Origin of the sequence: Thermus sp. 2.9, from assembly GCF_000794385.1 — a bacterium.
In the GTDB taxonomy this organism is placed as follows: domain Bacteria; phylum Deinococcota; class Deinococci; order Deinococcales; family Thermaceae; genus Thermus; species Thermus thalpophilus.
Genome location: NZ_JTJB01000018.1, coordinates 17,297 through 27,719 on the forward strand (window position 1 = coordinate 17,297; position 10,423 = coordinate 27,719).

Annotated in this window: 9 protein-coding genes and 2 pseudogenes; 6 read left to right on the forward strand and 5 right to left on the reverse strand. The window is 70.0% G+C overall.

Translation table 11 applies throughout. The annotated features are described in order from the left end of the window. Positions 1–7 precede the first annotated feature (7 nt). The 4 genes from QT17_RS05415 to QT17_RS05430 are packed head-to-tail and all read left to right on the forward strand — an operon-like array spanning position 8 to position 3,599. A complete protein-coding gene (locus QT17_RS05415) occupies positions 8–1,006 on the forward strand; it encodes a histidinol-phosphate transaminase (protein ID WP_039457443.1) in 999 nt (332 codons plus the stop codon). Then, on the forward strand, positions 1,003–1,332 hold the full coding sequence (locus tag QT17_RS05420; RefSeq protein ID WP_039457445.1) for a nucleotidyltransferase domain-containing protein: 330 nt from the start codon (positions 1,003–1,005) through the stop codon (positions 1,330–1,332). The genes QT17_RS05415 and QT17_RS05420 overlap by 4 nt, the downstream gene beginning before the upstream one ends. Beyond that, on the forward strand, positions 1,307–1,600 hold the full coding sequence (locus tag QT17_RS05425; RefSeq protein WP_039457448.1) for a HEPN domain-containing protein: 294 nt from the start codon (positions 1,307–1,309) through the stop codon (positions 1,598–1,600). Before QT17_RS05420 ends, QT17_RS05425 begins: the two co-directional genes overlap by 26 nt. Then, on the forward strand, positions 1,587–3,599 hold the full coding sequence (locus tag QT17_RS05430; protein ID WP_039457450.1) for a cobyric acid synthase: 2,013 nt from the start codon (positions 1,587–1,589) through the stop codon (positions 3,597–3,599). The genes QT17_RS05425 and QT17_RS05430 overlap by 14 nt, the downstream gene beginning before the upstream one ends. On the opposite strand, the gene QT17_RS05435 is transcribed toward QT17_RS05430, so the two are convergent. Beyond that, positions 3,596–5,101 carry an alkaline phosphatase gene (locus tag QT17_RS05435; protein WP_039457452.1) on the reverse strand — a complete coding sequence of 502 codons (1,506 nt, stop codon included), beginning with the start codon at positions 5,099–5,101 and terminating at the stop codon, positions 3,596–3,598. The genes QT17_RS05430 and QT17_RS05435 overlap by 4 nt on opposite strands. Positions 5,102–5,166: 65 nt before the next feature. Between QT17_RS05435 and nagA the strand changes: the two genes are divergently transcribed. Then, positions 5,167–6,234 carry an N-acetylglucosamine-6-phosphate deacetylase gene (gene nagA / locus QT17_RS05440; protein ID WP_052037951.1) on the forward strand — a complete coding sequence of 356 codons (1,068 nt, stop codon included), beginning with the start codon at positions 5,167–5,169 and terminating at the stop codon, positions 6,232–6,234. A gap of 17 nt (positions 6,235–6,251) precedes the next feature. On the opposite strand, the gene QT17_RS13275 is transcribed toward nagA, so the two are convergent. Both QT17_RS13275 and QT17_RS05445 read right to left on the reverse strand, forming a co-directional pair. Next, positions 6,252–6,437 (reverse strand): SDR family oxidoreductase, encoded by a 186-nt coding sequence (locus QT17_RS13275; RefSeq protein ID WP_081424951.1) that lies wholly within the window; start codon positions 6,435–6,437, stop codon positions 6,252–6,254. Between the two features lie 252 nt (positions 6,438–6,689). Beyond that, positions 6,690–8,747, reverse strand: a complete 2,058-nt coding sequence (locus QT17_RS05445) for an argonaute PAZ domain-containing protein (RefSeq protein ID WP_039457454.1) — start codon at positions 8,745–8,747, stop codon at positions 6,690–6,692. A gap of 176 nt (positions 8,748–8,923) precedes the next feature. Here QT17_RS05445 and QT17_RS05450 point away from each other — a divergent pair, with 176 nt between their 5' ends. Further along, entirely contained in the window at positions 8,924–9,325 is a 402-nt protein-coding gene (locus tag QT17_RS05450; RefSeq protein ID WP_008631445.1) for a SaoD/DsrE family protein, read from the forward strand. A 75-nt stretch (positions 9,326–9,400) separates the two neighbouring features. Here the strand turns inward: QT17_RS05450 and QT17_RS14985 are convergent. Next, positions 9,401–9,706 (reverse strand): annotated as a pseudogene (locus tag QT17_RS14985) (5'/3'-nucleotidase SurE); the annotation flags it as partial. After that, positions 9,704–10,387: pseudogene (locus tag QT17_RS05455) on the reverse strand (IS200/IS605 family accessory protein TnpB-related protein); the annotation flags it as partial. The pseudogenes QT17_RS05455 and QT17_RS14985, both read right to left, overlap by 3 nt. Between the last annotated feature and the right edge of the window lie 36 nt (positions 10,388–10,423).

The following is a 10,423-nucleotide window of genomic DNA, read 5'->3' on the forward strand; positions in this document are numbered from 1 at the left end:
GGAAGGCATGCTGGACGACGTCCTCCGCCCCATCCACGGGGGCACCGACGAGGGCCCCGAGCCCCTCTACGACTTCTCCACCAACGCCAACGCCCTAGGCCCCAACCCCGTGGCCCTGGCCTACCTGCGAAGGGCCGACCCGAGCCGTTACCCCGACCCCCTCTACCGGAGGCTACGCCGGGCCCTGGCCGAGGCCCACGGGGTCTCTCCCGAACAGGTGGCCGTGGGCACGGGAACGAGCGAGCTCATCCACCGCCTGGCCCGCTGGACCTACCTGCGGGGGCCCATCCTCCTCCTCCCCCCCACCTTCGGCGAGTACGCCCGGGCCGCCCGGGCCCTGGATCTGCCCCTCTGGGAGGCGGAAAGCCCCGAGGCCTTCCTGGAGCTCCTTCCCAAAAGTTCCCTCGCCTTCCTCTGCGTGCCCAACAACCCCACGGGGGAGGTCTACCCCTTCCTGGAGGAGGCGGCCAGGCGCGCAGGGGGCGCCCTGGTCCTGGACCTCGCCTACTACGACCTCATGGAATCCCCCCCGCCCCTCCCCCAAACGGCCTTCCGCCTCTATAGCCCCAACAAGGCCCACGGCCTCACGGGGGTCAGGGCGGGGTACCTCCTGGCCCCCCTGGACCTCACCCACTTCCAGAACCTGGCCCCTTCCTGGCCCCTCTCCGTCTACGGGGAGGCCTTCCTCCACGCCCACCTGGACCCGGAGGCCCGGGCCTGGCTGGAGGGGAGCAAAAGGGAGCTCTTCCGCCTCCGGGGCCTCCTCGCCGAGGGGCTTAGGAGGCTTGGCCTCGAGGTCCGGGAAAGCCCCGCCAACTTCCTCATGGCGCGGGTGGGCCGGGCCACGGAGGTGGCGAAGGCCCTGAGGGAAAGGGGCATAAGGGTGCGGGACTGCACCAGTTTCGGCCTCCCCGAGTGGCTCAGGCTTTCCGCCCAGAGGGAGGAGGCCATAAGGGCCCTCCTCCTCGCCCTGGAGGAGGTCCTCGCGGGTAAACTCAGGGCATGACCCCGGAGCTTGCCCGCTACCTGGAGGAGGCCCTGGGGCGGCTACGGGCGGCCCTGGACCTGGAGGCCATCTACCTCTTCGGCTCCCACGCCCGGGGGACGGCGGACCGGAGGTCGGACCTGGACCTCCTGGTGGTGGCCCGCACCCCCCTTCCTCCCCTTGAGCGCATCGGCCTCGTCCTGGAGCTCCTCCAGGACGCCCCCCTCCCCGTGGAGGCCATCGTCCTCACCCCCGAGGAGTGTAGGGAGCGCCGGGACCTCCCCTTCCTCAAGGGGGTTCTCCGGGAGGCGAAGCCCATCTATGAGCGTGGAAAAGCGCCTACGTGAGGCCCACCGCTGGCTCGCCCAGGCCTGGGACGATTGGGAGGCGGGAGAGGCCCTCCTGGAGAGGGGCAAGCGCGCCCAGACCGCCTTCCTCGCCCAGCAGGCGGGGGAGAAGGCCCTAAAGGCCCTCTGGATCGCCCTGGGCCTGGACCCGTGGGGCCAAAGCCTCGCCCGGCTCCTTCGGGACCTCCCCCCGGAGGAGGCCAAGAAGGCCCTGGAGGACGCCCAAACAATCCTCAAGGCCGTGGAGGTGCGCCTTGGGAAGGGCTAAGGCCCTCATCGTCTGGGGCACGGGAAGCGGGGTGGGGAAAAGCCTCTTCGCGGCAGGGCTTCTCCGCCACTTCAAAAGGCTTGGCCTCGAGGCCGCCCCCTTCAAGGCCCAGAACATGGCGAACCACGCCCGGGTGGTGCGGGGCGGGGAGATGGCCTCCGCCCAGTGGCTCCAGGCCCTGGCGGCGGGGGTAGAGCCTGAGGTGCGCATGAACCCCGTCCTGGTGAAGCCCTTCGGGGAAAGGGGCGCCCAGGTGGTGGTGTGGGGGAAGGTGGATCCCTTCCTCTCCGGGCTTCCCTGGAAGGAAAGGAGGCCCCACCTCGAGGCCCCCGTCCGCGAGGCCCTGGAAGGCCTCCTCGCCGAGTACGACCTCCTGGTGCTGGAGGGGGCGGGAAGCCCGGTGGAGCGGAACCTCTGGCCCGACCTCCCGAACCTAAAAGCGGCCGAGTGGGCGGACGCCAAGGCCCTCCTGGTGGCCGACGTGGACCAGGGCGGGGCCCTGGGGGCGCTCTACGGCACCTGGGCCCTCCTGGGGGAGCACCGAAAGAGGCTCATAGGCTTCGCCTTCAACAAGTTCCGGGGGGACCTGGAGCTCCTGAAGCCCGCCTACGCGCTCCTCAGGGACTGGACCGGCCTCCCCGTCCTCGGCACCCTCCCCCTCCTTCCCCTCGCCCTCCCCGAGGAGGACGGGTTCCGCTACCGCCAGCCCGCCGGGAATGGCCCCAAGGTGGCCCTCCTCCGCTACCCCCACGCCGCCAACCTGGACGAGTTCTGGCCCCTCTCCGAGCTCGCCCAGGTGGTCTACGCCCATAGCCCCGAGGAGGCGGAAGGGGCCTGGCTTCTCATCCTCCCGGGAAGCCGCCTCCCGGCGCGGGACCTCCCCTGGCTTCGGGCCTTCCTCCCCTTGATCCAGAGGCACCTGGAGGCGGGCAAGCCCGTCCTCGCCGTCTGCGGAGGGGCGGAGATGCTTTCCGAAGCCCTCCTGGACGAGGAAGGGGTGGAGGAAAGGGGCCACTTCCCCGGCCTCGGCCTCCTCCCCTACCGGGTGCGGATGGCGCGGGAGAAGACGGTGGAGCGGAGGCGGGTAAGGCTTCAGGGGCTTTCCGGGTACTGGGGAAGGCTTGAGGGCCTCGAGGTGGAGGGGTACGAGATCCACCACGGCCAGGGCCTCCCCCTCTTCCACCAGGAAGGAAGCCTCCTCGCCACCTGGCTCCACGGCCTCCTGGAAAACCCCGGGGTGCAGAAGGCCCTCTTCGGCCGGGAGGCGCGGGGCTTGGAGGAGGGCCTGGAGGCCCTGGCGGACGCCCTGGAGCGCCACCTGGACCTAAGGGCCCTCCACCGGGCCCTGGGGCTTACGGGGAGGGTCTTCCCCGCAAGCCCCACCGGGGCGAAAGCCCCGGACGTAGACCCGCCCCCACCCCCCGGCCTCGTCCTCCTCCTGGGAGGAGCAAAGAGCGGCAAGAGCCGCTTCGCCCAGAGGCTCGCCGGGCCCTTCGCCACCCTGATCGCCACCGCCGAGGCCCGGGACGAGGAGATGGCGGAGAAGATCCGCCGCCACCAGGAGGAGCGCCCCCCCACCTGGGAGACCCTGGAGGAGCCCCTAGACCTTCCGGGGGCCCTGAAGCGGGCCCGCCACCCCACCGTGGTGGTGGACTGCCTCACCCTCTGGGTCGCCAACCTGATGGAACGGGGCCTGGACCCCCTCTTGGAGGCGAGGCGCTTCCTAAGCGCGGTGGAGGAAAGCGGCAAGAGGGTCATCGCCGTCTCCAACGAGGTGGGGATGGGGATCGTCCCCCAAAACCCCCTCGCCCGCCGCTACCGGGACCTCCTGGGCCAGGTGAACGCCCTTTTGGCCGAGGCGGCTCAGGAGGCCTACCTCCTGGTGGCGGGGCGGGCCCTGCCCCTCGGCGGGGGCAAGGTTCCCGCCCAGGAAGCCAAAAGGCCCGGCTCCCACGGAGGGGAACCGGGCCCCGGCCGATCCCGCGACCCGGGCCCTTAGGCCCAGACGTCCTCGGGGTGGCGCATCCCCTGGGGCCTGGCCTTGAGGATCTCCAGGGCCTCCTCCTCGCTCATCACCGGGTTCTGGTAGCGGAGGCCCAGGGCCTCCCCCATGAGGCGGAAGACGTGGGTGTTGTCCACGAGGCCCAGGTTCACAAAGCGCAGGCCCTGGCCGTAGAGGAGGAGCATCACGGGGCTCGCCGTGTGCTGGCCGGAGCTATAGCCGATGTTGGGCCGGTCGGGCTTCTTGGCGTCCCGCTGCACCATGGCCCAGGCCATGGTGTTGGCGGGCTGGACCCCTTGGCGCACCCCCTCCGGCCAGTAGACCTTCTCCCGGATGGCCCGCACCACCCTTTCCGCCTCGGCGTCCTCGAGGTCCACCCCCTTCATGGCCCGGAAGGCTTCCTTGACCTGGGAGGCCTCCGGGGCCTGGCCGAGGACGCGGAGCATGTGCTCAAAGCTCGCCCGCTGCGGCTCCAGGAGGTCCACCCCTCGGGAGCTCTCCAGGTAGCTCCGCCCGGCCCCGTAAAGCCCTCCTACCCCGGTGGCGTGGTCCGAGACCACGATGAGGAGGGTGTCCGGGTTCCGGTCCACGAAGGCGGTGAGGAGCTCCAGGACCTCGTCCGCCGCCAGCACGTCCCAAAGGGTGGCCCCGGCGTCGTTCAAATGGTTGGCGTGGTCAATCCGCCCCGCTTCCACCTGAAGGACGAAGCCCCCGCGGTGGGCGGCAAGCCGGGGCAAAGCGGCCTGGACCATTTCCTTGAGGCTCGGCACCCCAAGGCCCTGGAAGCGGCGGTCAATCTCGTAGGGCACGTGGCCGTCGGCGAAGACGCCCAGGAGCCGGGTGGCGTTGGAACGGGCGAGCTCCTCGGGGGTGCGCACCACCCCGTACCCCTTGGCGGCGAAGGCGGCGTAGAGGTCCTTCCCGTCCTTGCGCCTGGCGGGGTTGAAAAAGCGGTCCCCGCCCCCAAGGTACACCTCGGCCCCGAACTCCAGGTACTGCTCGGCGATCCTCTCCTCGGCGTTCCGGTCGGGATTGGACACCACGAAGCTCGCCGGGGTGGCGTGGGTGACGGTGGTGGTGGTCACGAGCCCCACGGCCTTCCCCGCCTCCTTGGCCGCGGCGAAGAAGGGCTTGAGGGGGGTCCCGTCGGCGTGGATGGCGAGCCCCCCGTTCACCGTCTTCACCCCGCAGGAGAAGGCGTTCCCCGCGGCGCTGGACTCGGTGACGTAGCTGGTGAGGCTGTAGGTGTTGATGAGCCCGTTGGGGTAGCGGGCGAGGAGGCGCTCCAGGGCCAGGACCCGGCCCTGCCGCCTCCGGGCGTAGGCCTGGGCGATGGCGTAGTCCTCCCAGGAAAACCCGTCGTAGACGAAGACGATGAGGTTGCGGTACCGCCTTCCCAAGGAAGGCTGGTTCTGCAGAGCCCCCTGGGTATGGCCCCGGGGCAGGAGGGCCAGGGCCCCCGCAGCCAGGCCACCTTTCAGGATGTCCCTTCGCTTCATGCTTCTCACCTCCGAGTTCAAAGTAAGGAGCGCAAGTCAGGGGAAGGTCAGGGGATAATGACCCCGTGACCCTGGAAGGCCGGATCCTCTCCCCTCGGGGCTTCGTGCGGGGAAGGCTCCACTTTTCCGAGCGCATCCTGGCCGTGGAGGAGGCCCCCGTGGAGGGCCCCTACATCCTCCCCGGCTTCCTGGACCTCCACGTCCACGGGGGGCTAGGGGCGGACGCCATGGAGGGGAAGGAGGCCGTGCTCAGGATGGCCCGCTTCCACCTCCAACACGGCACCACGGGCCTCCTCCCCACCACCGTCACCGCACCCCCGGAGGCCATAGAGAAGGCCCTTCGGGGCATCGCCGAGGCCATGGGGGAATGCGAGGCCCTCCTCGGGGTCCACCTGGAAGGCCCCTTCCTCAGCCCCAAGCGCCTCGGCGCCCAGCCCCCCTTCCCCCAGAAGCCCGACCCCGCCTGGATGGAAGACCTCCTGGCCCGGGCCCCCGTCCGGGTGGTGACCCTGGCCCCCGAGCTCCCCGGGGCCTTGGAGCTGGTGCGCCTCCTGGTAGGCCGGGGCGTCCGGGTGCAGCTCGGCCACACCGCCGCAGGCTACGAGGAGGCCCTCCACGCCCTGGAGGCGGGGGCCCAGGGCTTTACCCACCTCTTCAACGCCATGACCCCCCTCCACCACCGCGCCCCGGGGGTGGTGGGCCTGGCCCTGGAGCGGGGCCTTTGGGCGGAGCTCATCCCCGACGGCCTCCACGTGCACCCCGCCGCCTTGCGCCTCGCCCTGAAGAGCGTCCCCGGCCTCTACTTCGTCACCGACGCCGTGGCCGCGGCGGGGATGCCGGATGGGGTCTACCCCCTGGGGGCCCAGCGGGTGGAGAAGCGGGGGGAGGGGGTGTGGCTCGGGGAAAGCCTGGCGGGGAGCACCCTCACCATGGACCAGGCCCTCCGCAAGCTGGTGGCCTTCGGGCTTTCCCTGGAGGAGGCGGCGCGGAGGCTTTCCACCTACCCCGCCCGCTACCTGGGCCTAAAGGACCGGGGGGAGATCGCCCCTGGCAAGCGGGCGGACCTTTTGGTGCTGGGCGAGGACCTGCGGGTGGAGGCGGTGTACCTGGGGGGAAGGCGGGTGGCCCGGTAGGCCAGCGGTACCCGGGGTCACACCGCCAGCCCCCCGTCCACCAGGACCTGCTGCCCGGTGAGGTAGCCGTTCCGGGGAGAGAGGAGGAAGACGGCCACCTCCGCCGCCTCCTCCGGCTTGCCGTAGCGCCTGAGGGGGATGCCCGCCGTGGTCCTGCGGGCGATCTCCTCCTCCGTGACCCCCTCCCGTTCGGCGTGGGCCAGGTTCCGTCCGCCAGCACGGTGACCACCACCCCGGCCCCCGCCGCCTCCTTAGGCGTGCGGTTCCAGGCCAGAACCTCGTAGCCCGCCCTCGCCAGGTTCTAGACCATGGGCAAGCCCATGCGCCCAAGGCCGATAAACCCTACGCGCCTCATGGCCTCGTCCTAAGGGGCCAGGCGCAGGATTTGGTGTGCCCTTTTCCTAGCCCGCCGCGCCCAGACCGGGGCCTTTCCCGGGTTCCGCCCCGCTTGGGCACTAAACGAAGAAGAGCTTTTCCCGGTCCACCTCCTTGAGGTGACGGATCCCCAACCGGCCCACCTCCTTCACCAGGCGGTCGGCCAGGTGAAGGGGAGCGGGAAGCCGGGGGAAGGCGAAACCGCTCGCCGGGTAGAGGCGGGTCAGATGGAAAATCTGGTGGGCCAGGGCCTCGAGGGGCGTGTCCCCCGCCTCGTGCACCAGCTTCAGGGGTCGGGGCGTGCCCCGGAAATCCCGGTGGACGGTGAGGAGGAGAAAAGTCCTGTCCTCCAAGGGGACGTAAAGCCCGTCCGCCAGGCGCCCCTGCACGGGGTAGACCCGCCCCCCTCCCGACTTGCGCACCGAAACCAAGTCGTAGGCTATGCCTTCCCGGGCAAGGGCCTCCAAGGCCAGGGCGAACTCGTCCTGGGGCACGCGGCCGTCCCGAAGGAGGAGGACCCGGGAAGGAAGCCTCCCCGCCTTGCGTCTGAAGGCCCAGAGGGTCTCCTCCAAGAGGTCCCAGACCACCTCCTGGGGGATCCGCTCCCCGGCCTGGGCCTCGGGGAGGGTCCAGAGGAGGTGGCCGCCGTCCCCGCCCACGGCGCAGGCCGCGCCCCCGAAGCGAAAGGACTCCCTTCCGCCAGCGTCAAAGCCCACGGCGAGCTCCGCCGGATAGGCGCCGCTCAGGGCCACCACCTGAAGCCCCGCCTTGGCCAGAAGGCCCAGGAGGGCGTTCTCCCAGCGGTGGCGTTCCTCCTCCCGGAGGGGGACGTTGAGGATTTGGCTGGGAAGGCCCTCCCTGAGGAGAAGGGCCTTCAGGCGGTTGCGGTCTTCCCAGGCCATGGGCGGGGTGAGGACCAGCACGGCCTGGACCCCCTTCTCCTTGGCCTTCCGCAGCGCCTCGCGGAAAGCCAGGCCTTGGGAGGGATGGGCGTGGAGGGTGTGCAAACGGAGGGAAGCCCCGCCCGCCCCAAAGGCCTGGAGCAAGGCCCGCCGGAGAAACTCCGGCCATCCTTGGGCCCCGTCCAGGCGCAAGAGGGCCAGGGCGGTTTCCTGGGCCCGGTAAAGCCCCACGCGGAGGGCGTCCGCAGGCTTGCTCACGGCTCTTCTGCCCATGAGCTTGGGGATGCTCAAGCGGTACGCCTGGGCGCGCACCGCCTCAGGTGTGCCCAGCCCCAGGCGCCGGCCGATCCAGCTGGCGATCTCCCGGGTCCGCCGACGCCGCTCTTCCCAAGGCAAGGAGAGGGCCAGGCTTCCCTCCTCTTCATGAAGGTCTTCCAGGGTAAGGACGGGCACCAAAAGGCCCGTCAGATGGGGGATTGGCTTTCGCGGATCCTTTGGGTCCGCCACCCAGGCCACCCGCCCCCCTTCCCGGCCCTGGAGGCGGCCCTTGGAAGCGTGGTAGTCCAGGAGGCTTAAGCCGCCCGGGAGGGGGAGCTCCTTGGGGTCTTCCTCTCCCAGCCGGAGAAGCTCCCAGGTGCGCCGGTCGTAGGCGTTCCGGACCCGTTTGGGCAGAGGGTGGCCTTGGGCAAGCCAGGCCTCGAGGGACATCTCGCAGAGGATCCGGTAAGCGGGGTCCACCTCCAGGAGGAACGCCCCCGAGTCGGAGACCCAAAGGTCCAAGACCGCCCCCCCAAGCACCCGCCACCCGGGCCCCCGGGCGTGCTCCCTCCGGTACACCGCAAGCCCCTCCACCCAGACCCCCTCGAGGCGCCGGAGGCGCTCCTGAAGGAGCCTTCGGGCCAGAGACGAAAGTGCGCTCCGCTCCCCCGGGTCCTTGGGGTCCAGAGGCCTCCTCCCCTTGGGGTAGAGGCGGTAGGCGTAGGTCTGCCCCATCCGCGCCAAGGTGCCCTCCAAGACCAGGACCTCAGGGGGCGACCAGGAGGCGAGGCCGTCTCCCATGCGCACCGTGACGCCCCCCGCCCGGCGGGCCACCTGGGCGAGAAGGGGATACACCTCCTCCCGCCCCGGAGGAGGGTCCAGAACCACCTCGAGGCGCCAAGGTCTAAGCTCCTCGGGGTTCAGAGGCCGTAGGGCGAAGCGGTTGAGGAACACTTCCGTTTTTCCAAGGTAGTTCATATCTTGGCTCAGATTTGCATAGGAGCTGCCAAGGATCAAGGGAGGGGGGTTTCCCAGGGGCCCAGCTCTACCTCCGTCCGGAGGGAGAAGGAAGACGCCCTCCGGACCCCAGGAAGGCCCCCCTGCGGCCCCATGCAAAAGGAAGATCCCCTATACTGCGCTCGCGGAGGTGAACCGTGCGCGTGGCCTACGTGCTCTCAAGCCCTAGGGCGGCAAGCCACAAGCTCGGCCAGATGATCCTCCCCCAGCTGGAGGCGGGGACCCACGGGGTGGAGGTGGTGGGGATCTTCTTCTTTGACGACAACACCCTGGTGCTGCAGAAAGGGAACCCCATCGGGGAGCGGCTCGCCAAGGTGGCCAAGGAGAAGGGCATCCTCCTCATGATGTGCGACCTCTGCGCTCTGGAGCGGGGCCTGGCCGAGGGGGAGCCCCGCTGGTGCACCCCGGAAGGAGAGGGGCGGAAGACCCCTGGGACGTGCCGGGTGTCCCCCCACGTGGTGGAGGGGGTGGAGGTGGGGTGCTTCCCCGACCTCTACCGGGCTTTGGCGGGCCGGGTGGACCAGGTGATCACCCTGTAGCCGTGGCCCGCCGCGCCGGGAAGTGGAAGGGCCTCCCGCACAAACCCGGGCCTCCCCCTGGTGGGGATGAGGACGCTAATCATGGGCCAGGGTGGGCTGGAGCCGGGTTTCGTCGGTGAGGTCCAGGCGGAGGGGCGTGGCGGAGACGAAGCCCTGGGCCACCGCCCAGCGGTCCGTCCCCTCCTCCGCCTCCTTGAGGGGCCTCGAGGCGAACCAGTAGAAGGGGCGGCCCATGGGGTCCTCCCCCGGGATCACCACCCCCTCGTAGGCCCGCACCGACTGCCGGGTCCAGAGGAACCCTTTGGGCTTGAGCGGCAGGTTCACGTTCACCAGGAAGGGCCGCTCCAGGCGGAGGAGGATTTCCAGGGTCCGGAGGAGCCAGGTGAAGGTGGCGTAGACCTTGCCGTCCTTGAGGGAGAGCTCCACGTTGTAGGGAAGGGAGGCGTACACCCTCTGGTTGCTTCCCCGCCAGGGGAACACCTTGAGGAGGGCGTTAAGGTTTGGGTGAGAGGTCTTCACCAGGGCGTGGGCGTAGCTTCCGTTTCCGAGGTTGATCCGGAGCCACAGGGCTCCTTCCTTGACGAGGAGCCTCAGGTTGAGGTTGCCCCCCTTGGTCTTGTCCCCACGGGAGTAGAGCGTGCCTTGCCGCTTCTCCCTCCACTCCCGCTTGAGCTCCTTCAGGGGCTTACCCGAGAGGTGCCCCCGCTTCAGGGTCTCAAAGAGCTTCCTTCCCCCGAAGGCGACCTTCCGGGGGTCTTCTCCTCTCTCCCGGGCGGAGTCCAGAACGGCCTGGGCCTTCAAGACGGCGTCGTCGGCGTGGCGGGTGTTGAGGCGGGAGAAGAAACAGAGGGGGCCGTCCTGCCGTTTGAGGTTCTCCCTGGTCTGACCCTCAAGCAAGCGGTTGTAGGCGTAGCGCACGGCGGCGGAGAAGCGGCGCATGAGGTCCAGGGTGGCCTTGTGGTCTTCTCCGGAAGGGAAGAGGAGGAGGGCGTGGGCTCCGGTGAAGGTTTTCGCCCTCTTCTGCGAGGTACGCTTGCGCGTGACTTTAGGCTTGGCCTTCACCTGTGGCCTCCTGTGGGGGAGTATAGCGCTTCGGGG

Excerpts from the sequence above, each read along its gene's own strand:
- QT17_RS05420 (WP_039457445.1), top strand. The coding sequence starts at position 1,003 with ATGACCCCGGAGCTTGCCCGCTACCTGGAGGAGGCCCTGGGGCGGCTA.
- QT17_RS05445 (WP_039457454.1), bottom strand. The coding sequence starts at position 8,747 with ATGAACTACCTTGGAAAAACGGAAGTGTTCCTCAACCGCTTCGCCCTA.
- QT17_RS05415 (WP_039457443.1), top strand. The coding sequence starts at position 8 with ATGCTGGACGACGTCCTCCGCCCCATCCACGGGGGCACCGACGAGGGC.
- QT17_RS05425 (WP_039457448.1), top strand. The coding sequence starts at position 1,307 with ATGAGCGTGGAAAAGCGCCTACGTGAGGCCCACCGCTGGCTCGCCCAG.
- QT17_RS05435 (WP_039457452.1), bottom strand. The coding sequence starts at position 5,101 with ATGAAGCGAAGGGACATCCTGAAAGGTGGCCTGGCTGCGGGGGCCCTG.